General features: G+C 34.1%; 17 protein-coding genes. 15 read left to right on the top strand and 2 right to left on the bottom strand.

All coding sequences use genetic code 11. From position 1 onward, the window contains the following. Window positions 1-69 precede the first annotated feature (69 nt). Window positions 70-861 carry an O-methyltransferase gene (locus ACNQF8_RS09300; protein ID WP_417953358.1) on the top strand — a complete coding sequence of 264 codons (792 nt, stop codon included), beginning with the start codon at window positions 70-72 and terminating at the stop codon, window positions 859-861. Window positions 862-919: 58 nt separating this feature from the next. Here ACNQF8_RS09300 and ACNQF8_RS09295 read toward each other — a convergent pair whose 3' ends face one another. After that, the gene (locus ACNQF8_RS09295; protein ID WP_282715697.1) at window positions 920-1,594 is read right to left on the bottom strand and encodes a hypothetical protein; all 675 of its coding nucleotides are present in this window, start codon (window positions 1,592-1,594) and stop codon (window positions 920-922) included. A gap of 380 nt (window positions 1,595-1,974) precedes the next feature. Here ACNQF8_RS09295 and ACNQF8_RS09290 point away from each other — a divergent pair, with 380 nt between their 5' ends. The 13 genes from ACNQF8_RS09290 to ACNQF8_RS09230 all read left to right on the top strand — a co-directional run bounded on the left by ACNQF8_RS09290 (window position 1,975) and on the right by ACNQF8_RS09230 (window position 15,299). Further along, window positions 1,975-2,661, top strand: coding sequence for an ABC transporter ATP-binding protein (locus tag ACNQF8_RS09290; protein WP_099715952.1), 687 nt, complete (start codon window positions 1,975-1,977; stop codon window positions 2,659-2,661). A 179-nt stretch (window positions 2,662-2,840) separates the two neighbouring features. Next, window positions 2,841-3,698: an ATP-grasp domain-containing protein gene (locus ACNQF8_RS09285; RefSeq protein ID WP_417953359.1), complete on the top strand. Its 858-nt coding sequence runs from the start codon at window positions 2,841-2,843 to the stop codon at window positions 3,696-3,698. Window positions 3,699-3,730: 32 nt separating this feature from the next. Next, the gene (locus ACNQF8_RS09280; protein WP_417953360.1) at window positions 3,731-4,300 is read left to right on the top strand and encodes a cob(I)yrinic acid a,c-diamide adenosyltransferase; all 570 of its coding nucleotides are present in this window, start codon (window positions 3,731-3,733) and stop codon (window positions 4,298-4,300) included. A gap of 162 nt (window positions 4,301-4,462) precedes the next feature. Next, window positions 4,463-4,684: a DUF2795 domain-containing protein gene (locus ACNQF8_RS09275; RefSeq protein ID WP_007138072.1), complete on the top strand. Its 222-nt coding sequence runs from the start codon at window positions 4,463-4,465 to the stop codon at window positions 4,682-4,684. Window positions 4,685-4,768: 84 nt separating this feature from the next. Then, on the top strand, window positions 4,769-8,110 hold the full coding sequence (gene secA / locus ACNQF8_RS09270; protein ID WP_417953361.1) for a preprotein translocase subunit SecA: 3,342 nt from the start codon (window positions 4,769-4,771) through the stop codon (window positions 8,108-8,110). Window positions 8,111-8,576: 466 nt separating this feature from the next. After that, window positions 8,577-9,959 carry an ATP-binding protein gene (locus ACNQF8_RS09265; RefSeq protein WP_417953362.1) on the top strand — a complete coding sequence of 461 codons (1,383 nt, stop codon included), beginning with the start codon at window positions 8,577-8,579 and terminating at the stop codon, window positions 9,957-9,959. A gap of 232 nt (window positions 9,960-10,191) precedes the next feature. Further along, a complete protein-coding gene (locus ACNQF8_RS09260) occupies window positions 10,192-10,827 on the top strand; it encodes a hypothetical protein (protein ID WP_417953363.1) in 636 nt (211 codons plus the stop codon). Window positions 10,828-11,180: 353 nt separating this feature from the next. Then, window positions 11,181-12,257: an AmmeMemoRadiSam system protein B gene (amrB, locus tag ACNQF8_RS09255; RefSeq protein WP_417953364.1), complete on the top strand. Its 1,077-nt coding sequence runs from the start codon at window positions 11,181-11,183 to the stop codon at window positions 12,255-12,257. 201 nt (window positions 12,258-12,458) lie between these two features. Beyond that, window positions 12,459-12,857: an NUDIX hydrolase gene (locus tag ACNQF8_RS09250; RefSeq protein WP_417952334.1), complete on the top strand. Its 399-nt coding sequence runs from the start codon at window positions 12,459-12,461 to the stop codon at window positions 12,855-12,857. A 291-nt stretch (window positions 12,858-13,148) separates the two neighbouring features. Then, window positions 13,149-13,349 carry a DUF4177 domain-containing protein gene (locus tag ACNQF8_RS09245; protein WP_315210220.1) on the top strand — a complete coding sequence of 67 codons (201 nt, stop codon included), beginning with the start codon at window positions 13,149-13,151 and terminating at the stop codon, window positions 13,347-13,349. 182 nt (window positions 13,350-13,531) lie between these two features. Next, the gene (locus ACNQF8_RS09240) at window positions 13,532-13,966 is read left to right on the top strand and encodes a hypothetical protein (protein ID WP_417952335.1); all 435 of its coding nucleotides are present in this window, start codon (window positions 13,532-13,534) and stop codon (window positions 13,964-13,966) included. Window positions 13,967-14,075: 109 nt separating this feature from the next. Next, window positions 14,076-14,567, top strand: coding sequence for a hypothetical protein (locus ACNQF8_RS09235; RefSeq protein ID WP_417952336.1), 492 nt, complete (start codon window positions 14,076-14,078; stop codon window positions 14,565-14,567). Between the two features lie 3 nt (window positions 14,568-14,570). Continuing rightward, window positions 14,571-15,299 carry an LVIVD repeat-containing protein gene (locus ACNQF8_RS09230; protein ID WP_417952337.1) on the top strand — a complete coding sequence of 243 codons (729 nt, stop codon included), beginning with the start codon at window positions 14,571-14,573 and terminating at the stop codon, window positions 15,297-15,299. Here the strand turns inward: ACNQF8_RS09230 and ACNQF8_RS09225 are convergent. Beyond that, complete coding sequence (locus tag ACNQF8_RS09225) at window positions 15,296-15,952, bottom strand: TrmH family RNA methyltransferase (protein WP_417953365.1); 657 nt, start codon at window positions 15,950-15,952, stop codon at window positions 15,296-15,298. The two genes, ACNQF8_RS09230 and ACNQF8_RS09225, sit on opposite strands and share 4 nt — an antisense overlap. A gap of 65 nt (window positions 15,953-16,017) precedes the next feature. On the opposite strand from ACNQF8_RS09225, the gene ACNQF8_RS09220 reads away from it, so the two are divergent. After that, window positions 16,018-16,707: an SIR2 family NAD-dependent protein deacylase gene (locus ACNQF8_RS09220; protein ID WP_417952339.1), complete on the top strand. Its 690-nt coding sequence runs from the start codon at window positions 16,018-16,020 to the stop codon at window positions 16,705-16,707. The last annotated feature ends 67 nt before the right edge of the window (window positions 16,708-16,774 follow it).

Here is a 16,774-nt window from a genome sequence, read left to right as displayed (position 1 = left end):
TTCTCACCTTTCACTTCTCACTCCTTATGACTTTTTTTATATCTTCGCACCTACCTTCTAACAATCACTATGTTTTTTCAAATAAAATCGTATTTACAATTCCTTTGGCACTCAAAAAATGAGCATGCCGTACATTCCCCATTTGTATTTAGTTTGTTGACAAAATGTTTTTATGACAAAAAATCAAAACCTGAATATGCTGTTTTAAGAAAGTATAGAAAATCGCTTTTAGCAAATAACAATACGATTGAAGTCACTGATTTTGGTGCAGGTTCAAAAGTTTTCAAATCGAATACCAGAGTCATTTCCAAGATTGCCAAAACAGCAGGGATTTCTCCAAAACGAGCCGAATTATTATTTAGAATCACTCATTATTTTCAGCCCGACAGTATTTTAGAAATTGGAACTTCGTTAGGATTAGCTACTGCTGCGCTTTCTTTAGGCTCCCGAAGCGTCGGGATAAAAGCAAAAATCACAACTTTGGAAGGTTGTCCTAATACAATGGCAATTGCAAAAAGTCAATTACAATTGTTCCATTTTGATAATGTAAATCCAATCGTAGCAGAATTTAGTAATTATTTAAGTGACTTTCGAGTTTCGACTTTCGAGTTTAAACTTATCTATTTCGACGGAAACCACTCCAAGAAAGCGACTTTAGACTATTTCGAATTATTACTTCCTACAATTACGAACGAAACCGTTTGGATATTCGACGATATCCATTGGTCAGCAGAAATGGAAGAAGCTTGGAAAATCATCAAAAAACATCCAAAAGTGACGGTAACAATTGACACGTTTCAATGGGGATTAGTGTTTTTTAGGAGAGAGCAACCCAAAGAGCATTTTATCATTAGGATATAACGCAAAAAAAATGACAGCCATCCCTGACTGTCATTTCTAACATTGAATTAATTATTCTTTATTCTTTAGCTTTTTTCATTTCTCCTGATTTTGCTCCCATTCTGTTTACAGTATACATTGGTGCAAATTTCAATTTTAAACTAGCAATTTTTCTGTTATCATCACCTGAAAGTCCTTCTTTTTCAACAGTATTTTTTCTGCTATCAAGTGCTTCATACATCAATTTAATTTCATCCCAGTCTTCACGTGAGTAAGCATCTTTATTGGTTTCAACTGTACTTACAAATTGTTGATAAACTCCAAGAATATTGTCTTTGTTTACCCAAGTAAAACTCATGTCATCCCCTATTTTTCCTTCACCAAACAAAGCATTTCTTAGTTGTTGTTTTGGGTTTGCAGCTACAGCAGCTTGAGCATTTTCTTGCATTTCAGCTTCATATTTAGCTTTCAACGCTTCATATTTAGCAGTTGCAGCATCAAGACGTTCTTGCGCTTCAGCGTTATCTTTCATATTAGCTAAAGCTGCTTGAGCATCTCCGCTTCTTAATTGATACGTAGCTTCAATTCCTTGCCAGTTTGCTTTAGCATCCTCTGAAGCAACATTTCCTAGTGAATCAACATACATTACATATGTATCTACCGTTTTTTCTGCTTGTTGAGCTTTTTCATCTTTACATGAAGTAAATCCTAAAGCGATTACCGCTATTCCTAACACCATTTTTGTACTTTTCATAACTACTTGATTTGATTAATATTATTTATGTAAATTTAAGAAACATTAATCGATTCATAATTATAATCCAAAAATCTTATAAATAATACATATAATTATGAAATAAAAAGAAATAAAGTGGGAATTATATAAATTAACCATGAAATAGTATAAATAATTACGACTGATTCTATGTATTAAAAATTGTCTTTTAAAAGAAATCAGCAAAAATCGCAATGGGTTGATTTTAAAAAAGTTAGTTCTTATTTAAAATTGAAGCTCAAAATGTAACAAATTTTAAAAAACAACTACTTATCAATAATTCAAAAGTCTTTTGTACTTTTAAAATCTAATTTAATAGCACCCTACGCTCGGTCGAAGGTTAAAAATCATATATTCTAATGGCAAACCCGCTAATAAAAATAACCAATATCAAACGAGATTTTGTACTTGGAAATGAAATCGTTTATGTTCTTAAAGGCATTGATTTAGAAATAAATAAAGGCGAATATGTAGCATTAATGGGACCTTCAGGATCTGGAAAATCAACTTTAATGAATTTATTAGGATGTTTAGACACGCCTACTTCCGGAAGTTACATCCTCAACGGAAAAGATGTCAGCCAAATGAAAGACGATGAATTAGCCGAAATTCGAAATAAAGAAATAGGATTTGTTTTCCAGACTTTCAACCTTTTACCTAGAACCACAGCATTAGATAACGTGGCTTTACCCATGATTTATGCAGGATTTTCAAAATCGGAAAGAAAAGCGCGAGCTACCGAAGTTTTGGAACAAGTAAATCTTGCGGACAGAATGGACCATCAACCCAACCAACTTTCGGGTGGACAACGCCAGCGTGTGGCTATTGCCCGTGCTTTGGTTAACAAACCGTCCATCATTCTTGCCGATGAACCAACCGGAAATCTGGACAGTAAAACATCATTAGAAATCATGAAACTTTTTGGAGACATCCACGCTAATGGAAACACCGTAATTCTGGTAACTCACGAAGAAGAAATTGCCGCTTACGCCAATCGCGTAATTCGTTTGCGTGACGGGCTTATAGAAAGCGACACATCTAAATAGTTTTTTCAGAAGCTTTTTACTTCGTCAGTTCGCTTCGCTCGTGTCCGGCTATCCGCTTGTATCTCTTTCTTGCCATTCTTCCTTCGTCTGAATGACAAGAAAGAGGATACCGCTTTTATCCGGGCTAGGAAATCAAAATTACGATTGCGTTTAAAACTCCAAATAATACCTATTAAAAAATGAAAATCGCCATACTAACCTGCGAAAAACTTCCCGACCTAAATCCCGAAGACCAAAAAATAATTCCGGCATTAGCCAAACATGCTATAGAAGCCAGCGCTGCTATCTGGAGCGACAAAACAATCAATTGGACTGATTTTGATTATTTAATTTTTCGAAATACTTGGGATTATTTCGAAAAAGAAACCGAGTTTAAAATTTGGCTAGACCAAATAGAAAAACTAGGAATCAAAACACTAAATCCTATTGAAGTAATCAAGCAAAACATTCATAAGTTTTACTTGCGTGACATGGAACAGCAAGGAATCACAATTTTGCCTACTGTTTTTATTGACAAAACAGACACCCTTAATCTTGCAGAACTGATTCCTTCGCATTGGAAAAAAGCGGTTATAAAACCCGCATTTTCAGCAGGATCCTATCTCACCGAAGTTTTTGAAATTTCCGAAATTCAAGCAATAAGCGAAAAATATAAAAGTATTGCCGCAGAGAAAGAGTTGCTTTTACAGGAATTCATGCCCGAAATTCAAACATTGGGAGAAACCTCTTTTATCTTTTTCAATAAAAAATTCTCACACGCGGTCAATAAGAAACCCGTTGACGGCGATTTTAGAGTACAATCCCTTTTTGGAGGAAAATACAATTTGGTTCAACCCAGTCAGGAACTAATTGATAAAGCGCAAAAAATTGCTGACACCTTCCCAGAGAATTTACTGTATGCCAGAGTAGACGGAATTCTAATTGAGAACGAACTCTATTTAATGGAAATTGAATGCATTGAACCTGATTTATATTTCAATCTCAGTGAAAACGCACTGGAACGATTTGTTTCAGCAATAGTGGAATTAATACCCTAAATTTGTTTTTTTTTAAATCAAATAAACCGTAGATGAAAGTATATACAAAGACTGGAGATAAAGGAACAACAGCACTTTTTGGTGGAACCAGAGTCCCAAAAGACCATGCCCGAATAGAAAGTTACGGAACCGTTGACGAATTAAATTCTCATATTGGCCTGATTCGCGATCAGGAAATGAATGCGCAATACAAAGAAATTCTTATCGAAATTCAGGATCGTCTGTTTACTGTTGGTGCTATTTTAGCAACGCCACCTGAAAAAGAAGTGATGAAAAACGGAGAACTTCGTTTGAAAAACCTAGGAATTATAGAATCAGACATTGAACTATTGGAAAATGAAATTGACGCTATGGAAGAAGCATTGCCTCCAATGACTCATTTTGTACTTCCGGGCGGACATACTACTGTGTCATATTGTCATATTGCACGTTGTGTTTGTCGCAGAGCAGAGCGTTTAGCAGTCCATTTAAGCCATAATGAACCCGTTGCTGAAATCGCAATCAAGTACTTAAACCGACTTTCTGACTACCTTTTTGTGTTGGCACGAAAGTTGTCTCATGATTTAAACGCTGCCGAAGTTCAATGGATTCCGAGGAAGTAGTTGGTAGTTTTCAGATGCAGTTTTTAGTACGAAAACTTTAAACTTTAAACCTGAAACTTTAAACTAAATAAAACGTTCTTAACTTTAACTAAAAATAAATCATTTTTTACTTGTCTTTTTCAGTAAAAAATTTATTTTTGCACAAAACTAAATCGACAACACATGTATTGGACATTAGAATTAGCATCTTATTTAAGCGATGCACCGTGGCCTGCTAACAAAGACGAACTTATTGACTACGCTATTAGAGCAGGAGCTCCATTAGAAGTAGTAGAAAACCTTCAATCTATAGAGGACGAAGGCGAGATATATGAATCAATGGAAGAAATTTGGCCAGATTATCCTACGGACGAAGATTATCTTTGGAATGAGGATGAATATTAAAAAGTAAACCAAGAAAAAGTCTCAAAAGAGGCTTTTTTTTTGTTTAAATTTACAGAATTACACAAACAGAAATAAAAACATATTATGAGTTTTATAAATAGTATTATTAAAGTCTTTGTTGGGGATAAATCCCAAAAAGATGTCAAAGCTTTACAACCGTATCTTAGCAAAATTAAAGCTTTTGAAACTCCTCTGATGGCATTATCTAATGATGATCTTAGAGGACGCACTGCTTTTTTCAAAGATAGAATCAAACAGGCATGCGCTGAAAAAGATGCTAAAATCGCTGCATTGAAACTAGAAGTGGAAAGCATTGAAGACATTGACAAAAGAGAAGATATTTATGTTGCTATTGATGCACTTGAAAAAGAAGCTTACGATATTTCTGAAAAAACGTTGATGGAAATTCTTCCAGAAGCTTTTGCCGTTGTAAAAGAAACAGCAAGACGTTTCAAAGACAATACAGAAATTGTTGTAACTGCAACACCTAAAGACCGTGAACTTTCTGCTACTAAAAGCTACATTACCTTAGATGGTGACAATGCAATTTGGGCAAATTCATGGAGTGCTGCAGGAAAAGAAATTACTTGGGACATGATTCACTATGACGTACAATTAATTGGCGGAATGGTTTTGCATGAAGGAAAAGTAGCTGAAATGCAAACAGGTGAAGGAAAAACATTGGTAGCAACCTTACCGCTTTACTTAAATGCATTGACAGGAAACGGTGTGCATCTTGTAACTGTGAATGATTATTTGGCAAAAAGAGATAGTACTTGGAAAGCGCCATTATTTGAATTTCACGGTATGACTGTTGAATGTATTGACAATTACCAACCAAGTTCAGAAGGAAGAAAAAAAGCCTACGATGCTGATATCACTTACGGAACCAATAATGAGTTTGGTTTTGATTACTTAAGAGATAATATGGCGCATTCGCCAGAAGATTTAGTTCAAAGAAAACACAATTATGCTATTGTCGATGAGGTCGATTCTGTATTAATTGATGATGCTAGAACACCATTGATTATTTCAGGTCCGGTTCCACAAGGAGATCGTCATGAATTCATGGAAATGAAACCAAAAATTGAAAACTTAGTTAGTTTACAACGCCAGTTGGCAAACGGTTTCTTATCTGAAGCAAAAAAATTAATCAAAGAAGGAAATACTAAAGAAGGTGGATTCCAATTGTTAAGAGCTTACAGAGCATTACCAAAAAACAAAGCATTAATTAAGTTTTTGAGTGAAGAAGGAATTAAACAATTACTTCAAAAAACCGAAAATCAATACATGCAGGATAACAAAAGAGAAATGCACAAGATTGATGAGGCATTGTATTTTGTTATCGAAGAAAAAAATAATCAGGTTGAATTAACAGATAACGGAATTAAATACCTTTCTGGAGATACTGATGCTGACTTTTTTGTACTTCCAGACATTGGAACTGAAATTGCCGCTATCGAAAAGAAAAAATTAGATAAAGACACTGAAGCGGAAGAAAAAGAACAATTGTTTCAAGATTTCGGTGTAAAAAGTGAGCGTATTCATACTTTGACACAACTTTTGAAAGCTTACGCTTTATTCGAAAAAGATGTAGAATATGTAATCATGGATAACAAAATCATGATTGTTGATGAGCAAACCGGTCGTATCATGGATGGTCGTCGTTATTCTGACGGATTACACCAAGCGATTGAAGCCAAAGAAAATGTAAAAATCGAAGCTGCAACGCAAACCTTTGCAACCGTTACGTTACAGAATTATTTCAGAATGTACAACAAACTGGGAGGAATGACTGGAACTGCAGTAACTGAAGCGGGCGAGTTATGGCAAATATATAAATTAGACGTTGTAGAAATTCCTACTAACAGAGGAATGGCCAGAAAAGACAAAGAGGATTTTATTTATAAAACCACTCGTGAAAAATTCAATGCCGTTATCGAAGACGTAACTGAATTATCTAAAGCAGGAAGACCAGTTCTTATTGGTACCACTTCTGTAGAGATTTCAGAATTGTTAAGCCGAATGTTGAAAATGAGAGGCGTTGCACACAATGTCTTGAATGCAAAAATGCACAAACAAGAAGCGCAAATTGTTGAAGAAGCTGGAAAACCTGGTGTGGTAACTATTGCTACCAACATGGCTGGTCGTGGTACCGATATTAAATTATCTGCTGAAGTAAAAGCTGCTGGTGGATTAGCAATTGTAGGTACGGAACGTCACGATTCGCGTCGTGTTGACCGTCAGTTACGTGGTCGTGCAGGACGTCAAGGAGATCCGGGAAGTTCTCAGTTTTATGTATCTCTTGAAGACAACCTAATGCGTTTGTTTGGTTCTGAAAGAGTGGCTAAAGTTATGGACCGAATGGGATTACAGGAAGGTGAAGTGATTCAGCATTCTATGATGACTAAATCGATCGAACGTGCTCAGAAAAAGGTAGAAGAAAACAACTTTGGTGTTCGTAAACGTTTATTGGAATATGATGACGTTATGAATGCACAACGTGAAGTAGTGTACAAACGTCGTCGTCATGCATTGTTTGGAGAGCGTTTGAAATTAGATATTGCCAACATGCTTTACGACACTTGCGAATTGATTGTGGACCAAAACAAAGTATCAAATAATTTCAAAAACTTTGAATTCGAATTAATTCGTTATTTCTCTATTACTTCGCCAGTTACTGAAAGTGAATTCAGTAAATTGAGTGAAATGGAATTAACCGGGAAAATATACAAAGCAACGCTGGAATATTACACGGAGAAAACCGAGAGAAGTGCCAGAGAAGCGTTCCCTATTATAAAAAGCGTTTACGAAGACAAGAACAACCAATTTGAGCGTATTGTAGTTCCTTTTACGGATGGAATAAAATCATTGAATGTGGTTACTGATTTGAAAAAAGCCTACGAAACTGAGGGAGCTCAACTTGTTGCTGATTTCGAAAAAAATATCACTTTATCTATTGTAGATGAAGCTTGGAAGAAACACTTGCGTAAAATGGATGAGTTGAAACAATCCGTTCAACTTGCGGTTCACGAACAAAAAGATCCATTACTTATTTACAAATTGGAAGCTTTCAATTTGTTTAGAGCAATGATTGACAATGTCAATAAAGAGGTGATTTCATTCTTGTTCAAAGGTGATTTACCGGCTCAAGAGAACCAACAAATTCAAGAAGCGAAAGAAGTTCGTCAACAAGAAGAATATCAATTAAGTAAAGACGAAATTCCAAATAGTGAAAGTGATAATCGTGAAGCGGGAGAAACCCAACAACGTCAAGTTACCGAAACTATCGTGAGAGATATGCCAAAAATTAATCGTAATGATAATGTAACGATTCAAAACGTGGCCAACGGACAAATACAAGAAATGAAATACAAAAAAGCCGAAAGCTTAATCGCTTCAGGACAATGGGTTATCGTGAACTAATAACCGTTTCGATTCCTTACTATTACATTCCCCAATTACAAAAGTAGTTGGGGAATTTTTTTGCGACTTATTTTCAGAAGCCACTCCCGCCCTGCGCTGCAAGCTATTTGGTTTCAAACCCTTTTTCTAACCGCTCGCAGGAGCTTCCTCTGGTCGCTCTGCCACCGCCAGAAAAAAGTGGTTTTCAACCGGCATAGTCTTTCCGCTGCTGTCGGGGCTAGGGATTTTGCGTTAAACAACTCCGTTTACGGTTTCCCGTACTGATCCTCCAATGAAAGAATATATCTTCGACAAAAAATGAATAGTTGCTCTATTTTTATAAGTATTTTCAGCGATTTGTTTATATATTTGAAAATAAAAAAAGAATGACGACTATTATGCTATCTTCTCAATTTTGGAATGATCAGTCTTACAGCGTCAGTAGTATATAATAGTTAGTATTAATTTTAAGAAAAACTTTAATAAAATGAAAGAAAGATTAATAACTCAACAAGAAATTATTGAAATAGCTAATCGTGATGAAAGTCATTTTTACGATAATAAAGCCTTTGAGATTAAAGGAGACAAAATTCAAAAAATTGCTGTAGCTTTTGCAAATGCTGATGGCGGAGAATTTATCATAGGTATTAAAGATAAAAAAGAGGAAATAACTCCTATAAATAGATGGCAAGGAATTTTAGATATCGAATCTTTCAATTTTGTTTTTCAAAATCTAATAGAATTATCTCCAACGATTCCCCATGATTATGAATTCTTAAAAGATGACAAAGGTCAATTTGCATTGAGAATTACTATTGAAAAAAGTGAAGCTGTCCACAAGACAGCAAGTAATCTAGTATACATTAGAAAATCAGCTCAATCATTACCTTTAAAAGATCCTGCACAAATTCAGGCACTTTCATATGCTAAAGGCGAATCTTCATATGAAGACACAATCGTAAATTCAGCTATTGCAGAAGATATATTTCAATCAAATGAAATTTCAAAATTTCTAAAAGATTTTTCTCCGCAATCTGACGCAATTGATTTCACAGTGAATCAAAACCTTGTCGACAGAAAAACATACGACCCAAGGACTGTAGGTCTTTTATTATTTAGCGATAATCCAGTACCATTGCTACCTAAGCGATGTGGTATAAAAATAAACCGGTACGAAACATCTGAAGTAGTCCCAGAAAGAATTCATCTAAAAGATCAGTTTTCAATAGAAGGATGTTTAAATGAACAAATCAAAGAAGCTTCAAAAGTAATTACGGAAACTATGGAATCGGTTCAGGTAATGGGAACAAATGGACTTGAAAAGGTAAAATACCCGCCAGAAACTATTTGGGAAATTCTCGTAAATGCAGTTATTCATAGAGATTATTCTATTTCGGACGACATACAAGTCTTAATATTTAACAATAGAATTGAAATTAAAAGTCCCGGAAAACTGCCAGGATACGTAACTCTTGATAATATTTTAGATGCACGCTTTTCAAGAAATTCTAAAATTGTACGAGTGTTAAATAAATATAAAAACCCAGCCAATAAAGATATGGGTGAAGGATTAAATACGGCCTTTCAAAGAATGGAAGAATTTAGACTTAAACCACCGATAATAATCGAAGATGGAAATTACATTAAAGTAATTATTGCTCACACATCCTTGGCTTCACCAGAGGAAAGAGTAATGGAATATTTGAGTAAAAATGCAAATATAAAAAATAAACAAGCAAGAGAAATTACAGGAGTAAAATCTGAAAACGTTATGAAAAGACATTTTTATGATCTACGTGACAAGAACTTAATAGAACCTGTTATGAGTAAAAATGGAAATAAGATTGTTGCTTGGAAAAAGAAAAACTGATACTAACATCTACGACAACGGATTTGGGACGAAACCAATAGCTTCCACTAGCGCTTTTTTGCAACTAGTGCCAACTTAAATTATAACAACAAATTATAGCGTTTGCAACGCGGCTAACTAGGATAGAATTATTTTTTAAAAAGACACTTTCGAGCTTCTTTGACAATTTGTAAACCGTTAACAAAAACCATAAAAAAAAGAATAAATATTAAACCTTAAAATAAATTACATAATGAAAAAAATGATTAAAATTAGTTCGCTTTTAGTTTTTGCAATGCTTTTGAATAGTTGCGCTTCTGGGTATAAAAAAATAAATCCTGAAACAATAAATTACGCTTCAAAAAGTATTGAAAACAATATTTTACTAGAATACAAATATGATTTGTTAGGAAAAAAATATAAAAAGAAAGAAACTAAAAATAACATTAAGCTAATTGCAGTTAAGATTACAAATAATACCGAAAAAGAAATAGTTTTGGGAAGAGATTTTAAACTTTCTTATGAAAACGGTAATGAAGTAAGTTTAATTGAAACTGAAAAATTATTTAAAACTATCAAACAAAGTCCAGCTTCCTATTTATGGTACTTACTTTTAGCTCCAGTTCAATTACAATCAGGAACTACAACCACATCAAATGGATTTTATACTGAAACTAAACCTACTAACATATTTCCAATTGGATTGATAGCAGGACCAGGTTTAGCTGCTGGTAATATGATTGCAGCAAGTTCAGCAAATAAGAATTTTAAAAATGAATTAATGCAATTTGATCTTAATGGAAAAACAATCAAACAAGGCGAAACTGTTTATGGATTGATAGGTTCAAATTCGAATAGCTACGATTCACTTAAAGTAAAGGTGGAATAACAGTCCTAAAAACAAATAATTTTTTCGTAAATGCTGCGCAAATGTCTCTGACTTTGCGCAATTTTTATAAATGGATATTAGAGTAAAAACCGCCGCTAGCGCGAGCGTCTCGCTCATGTCCACAAAAGATAAAAACTTTGCAAAAATTAAAGCCCGATAGCGCAGATTTGCAAACCTTGCACACAACAGTATGCAAAAAAACCCCTAAAATTTTAGCAATTTATGAGAAAGACACAAAGTAACATTTCTCATATCTTAAACCAAACAGTAACCTACAAACAAAAATGTATCGAAAAATTGCGACCGATATCAGATAGCGTTTTTTAGCGTAAATTGCTTGAAATAAATTTTATATGCGATTACTAATTATTTTTATCTGTTTGTGTTGTTTCAGTTGTAAAATTGAAAAAAATGTAAAAAATGCAAAACCAGACCTAGCACTAGAAAAGAGAGTTAGGCCTGTGCATGATACAATTGGTTTTACAAAATACAATTGGCAATTAGATTCTATTTATAACCGTTTAGGTATTAAGGATTCTAAAAATAATATGCAATGGAAAGCAGCTATATGTCCGCATGACGATTATAAATACGCTGGACGATTGTATTACGAATCGCTTAAAGGAATTAATGCCAACACGATTATTTTGATTGGTGTCGCACATCGCGCTCGAAACTTTACCCTTCAAGACAAAATCATCTTTGGAGATTTCACACATTGGAAATCGCCTTATGGTGATTTAAAAGTGTCTGATTTAAATGCTGAAATTATGGCGCAACTGCCAAAAGCTTCCTACCTAGTTCATAACGATATGCAAGAGTTAGAACATTCATTAGAAGCTATAGTACCTTTTTTACATCGCAAAAACAAGAACCTACAGATTATTCCAATACTGGTGCCTTATATCAATTACGAAACAATTGAAAGCATTAGCAATACTCTTTCTGATGTTGTATCAAAAATTTTAAAAGAAAAGCATCTTAAATATGGAAAGGATGTCGCAGTTGTCATTTCTAACGATGCGGTGCATTATGGTACTGAAAATTGGAGTGGCGATTTAGCCCCTTTTGGAGTTGATGATGAAGGCACTAAAAAAGCTAGAGCTTTAGATATGGAGATTATTGAGAAGTGTTTAGTAAACGAAATTAGTACTGAAAAAATAAAAACATTTACAGAATACACCGTACAAAATACGGATTACAAAGAATATAAATGGGTTTGGTGTGGTCGTTATTCTGTGCCTTTTGGAGTGAGTTTTGCAAATAAATTAAATCAGGCATTATACAACAAACCTTTGACAGGAACTTTTTTAGATTACGCATCAAGTTTAGATCATGACCTTATAAAAGTAGAAGATTTAGGTATGGGAACTACAGCTATAGCCACTCAAAAACACTGGGTCGGATATGCGAGTATAAAATATGAATAGATATGTAATTCTGGAGGTTGAAGACATATATTAATAAGAATACGATCCCCACTGGCGCACGTTTGCAAGGAGTGCCAAATTAAATTATAAAAACAAATCTTAGCGTTTGCAACGCGGCTAACTAGTATAGAAATATTTTAAAAAACACACTACCTCGACAAGCCCCAAACCTTTAAGCATCTGTCTAAAATAAAAAAATATATGAAAGAAATTGATAAAATAGCTTTAATAAAAATTGAAAAGGGCCAAATTTTAAGCACTAAATCAAAAGGTAAAAACAAATATTATATTCCAGGAGGCAAAAGAGAAAATAATGAAACCGATCAACAAACTTTAATCAGAGAAATTCAAGAAGAATTAAGTGTTGAAATTATAAATGAATCTATTAAATATATAGGAACGTTTAAAGCCCAATCACACGGAGCTATTGAAGGAGTAATTGTAAAAATGACGTGTTACAATGCTGATTACATTGGAGAACCGAAAGCCAATAATGAAATAGAAGAAATTAAATGGTTAAAATATACAGATTTAGATATAATATCGGAAGTTGATAAAATTATATTTAAACATCTGAAAGAAAACGGATTATTAATTTGAGTCGAAATAGAAAATTAACTTTAAAAATGCCGAACGCCTAACACATGTTTCAATGGATTCCCGCTCCGAAAAGAATCCCTGAAAACACATAAATTTTTCGTAAATGCTGCGCAAATGTCTCAGACTTTCAAAGGTGTTTTAGCAAAAAAATCCCTGAATTCATTACAAATACATCGTGTATCTTGTTTAAGTTATTCTTGAAAAATAAAAAAAGCAACTTTTTTTTGTAAGCAAAATCGTTTATATTTACATGCAACGTTAGAAAACTGTTTAATTACCAAAAAAACCATTATGAAAGAATACAAGGTAGAAAGTTTAATTTATTACTCTAAATTGACTTTAGATTCAAAGCACATTGCTAATGAATCAAAAAAAGAAATTCAGCAATTACTAGATAAATATGCCTCAAAAGGATACAGATTAACTACCTCAACATCAACAAATTTTGGTTCTGCCATTTATATTCATTTGTATTTTGAAAAAGATATTTAACCAAAGTCCGAGAAAATAATACCCGCTTCGCAAAACACTTTTGAGAACACCTATTTTTTTCTTAAATGCTGCGCAAATATCTCTGACTTTGCGCAATTTTTATAATAATAAAACGCCATAAAGAAGCTGAATTTCATCAACATTTAAAAACACTGTAGCATTAACAACAACAACTGAACATAATGAAAAAAATACACTTCAATCACTTGACATTTAAAAACTGGACATCACTTTTAATGTTAATCTCATTGGTTTTTATTCTTATGGGGAGTTTTGAAATTATTGAATTTGAATATAAGAGAACGAATAAGATTTTGGCTTCCATTGGTTTTTTTATCCAAGCAGCCTATTACAGTAAAATGTTTTGGTACAAAAATTATGTTGAATGGAATAAACGGGGAATGAACATCAAAATAAATAGATTAATCAGTAAGTCTATAACATTTAAAAATATCGCAAAATTGGAATTAGACAACAGTAATTTAAAAATCATTCAGAAATCCGGAAGCGACAAAATATTCGAAATCCATAACATTGCTAGTATTGATTTGGAAAAACTCGTGGAAATAATTAAACAAAATAGCGGAATCGAAAGCACCGAATTTTCTACAAATTGAAAAATCAAATAAATTACGGTTGCTAACACTAAAACTTCTTTACATAAATTTAATGCACGCTGCACGCAACCAAAAGCGGTTTTGGATATCTTTATAAAAACATTTCTAAATGAAAAAAATAATACTTCTCCTGCTGGTTTCATTTTTATTCATTTCCTGTTGGCCAACTACAGATAACGGTGACTTTGCGCGTCAAGAATACAAACCGGTCATCATTAATCGGAGCACCCTCGAAACCTCCATTGCTTTTCAAAACGCGCAACCCATTATCAAATCGGGAAAAATCTATATCAAGGACGATTTAATGTTTATCAATGATGTCAATAAAGGTTTTCATGTTTATGATTACACCGATCCTAAGAAACCAATCCGACTGCATTTTATAAAAGCTCCTGGCGCTTCCGATTTAGCCATCAAAGGAAATACTGTTTACATCAATCAAGCAGTCGATTTAGTCACTGCCACTTTTAATCCTGCCACCAAAATTTTTACGGTTACTAATAGAAACAAAAATGTATTTCCGCAAAAGCAAGCTCCAAATGGCTTATATGGCTACACCAAAGAAAATGAAATAATAATCGATTGGACTTTAATCAAGTAACACATGAAAAAAATTATATCCTTCGTATTACTAGTATTTATAATGGGTTGTTCGGATAGTGACAGCGCACAAAACGGCGACATAGGGCAAGGCGGTTCACTTGCTGTTTTTGCCATAAAAGGCAATTATTTATACGGCGTAGACCAAATGAAATTGAATGTATTCTCGCTTATTGATTCAGAAAAACCCGTAAAAGTCAATGAGATTCCTATCGGTTTTGACATTGAAACCTTATTTTCGTACGGAGATAATTTATTCATTGGATCTAGAAACGGAATGTTTATCTATTCGATCAGTAATCCTGAAAATCCAACAAAATTGTCAAGCGTACAACACTTTACTGCTTGTGATCCAGTCATTGCCAATAGTACGCACTCCTATGTAACCTTGAATTCGAACACCACTTGTGGCAACAACACTAACGTTTTGCAAGTTTATGACACCAAAGATCTAACAAATCCAAAACTAATCCACAGCAGAACACTCATGCAGCCTAAAGGTATCAGTTTTTACACCGCTGATTATTTACTGGTTTGTGATGATGTTATCAAAATATTCAACATTCAAAATCCTGTTGAACCTGTTTTAGTGCATGCCATTGACAAAAATTGTTTTGATTTAATTGTACGCAACAATACCTTATTTGCCATTGGGAATAACGGCGTATACCGCTATAAAATGAATCCAAATAATATAAAAGACATACAACTGGAAAGCGAAACAACGTTTTAATGCTCCTCAAAATATCGCGCTTCAATTCGCTTGATGTCTTTTATGGAATTTTTGGCCCAAGCCAAACGCTTTTCTAAAATTTCATTTTCAGATAAATGCCAGTCAATGTTTGAATTGCGCAATCGATTCGTCAGGTTTTGAATGATAATCGCCGCCGAAACCGAGATATTCAAACTTTCGGTAAAACCTACCATCGGGATTTTTAGAAAACCATCGGCGCGTTGTAAAATTTCCTCGGATAATCCGTCTCTTTCTGTTCCAAAAAACAAAGCGCTGGGTTTCGAAATATCAAAATCTTCCATCAAACAATCATTCTCATGTGGCGTGGTAGCGATGATTTGATACCCTTTACTTTTTAATGTATCGACACAATTCGTAATGCTGTCGAAGGTATTGATGTCAACCCATTTTTGAGCGCCCATCGCAATTTCCTTGTCGATACTTTTTCCGTAACGCTGCTCGATAACATTCAATTCCTGAATTCCAAAAATCTCACAACTGCGCATTACCGCGCTCGTATTGTGCATTTGAAAAATATCTTCGACAGTAATCGTAAAATGCTTGGTTCTGTTTTCCAATACTTTCAGGAATTTTTCTTTGCGATTATCAGTCAGGATATTTTCGAGAAAATTAAGGTAATCGATATCAATCATTGCGGATTATTTTTTTGGCAAAAATACTAAAAAAGAGTAGCTTTATCTCCTAATGCATTTTACAAATGAAAAAGAAATTAGTGGTCTTAACCGGAGCAGGAATCAGTGCCGAAAGCGGCATCAAAACTTTTCGTGATAGTGACGGACTTTGGGAAGGTCATAACGTTATGGATGTCGCAACACCCGAAGGTTGGCATAAAAACCCGGCTTTGGTACTGGATTTTTACAATCAAAGACGAAAACAACTCAAAGAAGTAGCACCAAATTTGGGGCATCAAATTTTGGCTGAATTAGAAAAGGATTTTGAGGTGTACATAATCACACAAAACGTAGATGATTTACACGAACGCGCCGGAAGTTCTAACGTGTTGCATTTACATGGCGAATTATTGAAAGTCAGAAGTACTAAAAATCCAGATTATATTCTGGATTGGCAGGATGATTTAAATTTTGGCGATTTAGACGAAAACAAAAATCAATTACGCCCGCATATTGTTTGGTTTGGCGAGGAAGTTCCTGCGCTTGATGAAGCCATAACTCTTACTCAAAGTGCGGATTATTTTGCTGTAATTGGGACTTCTTTGCAAGTGTATCCTGCGGCAGGATTAATCGATTTTACGAGTCGGGAAACACCTATTTTTTATATAGATCCAAAACCGATAAAAATCCCAAATCTTAGAAACCCATTGGAAGTCATTCCAGAAGTAGCTTCAACAGGTGTTGCTTTTATGAAAGAAAAATTACTCAATCAATAACAAAATCAATGGCAATGGCAATGAGAAACTTTAGTTTCAATAAAGAATTCCCTCAAAAAATCTAAAC

Origin of the sequence: Flavobacterium labens (assembly GCF_048286755.1) — a bacterium.
In the GTDB taxonomy this organism is placed as follows: domain Bacteria; phylum Bacteroidota; class Bacteroidia; order Flavobacteriales; family Flavobacteriaceae; genus Flavobacterium.
This window is presented reverse-complemented; position numbering and strand designations above follow the sequence as displayed.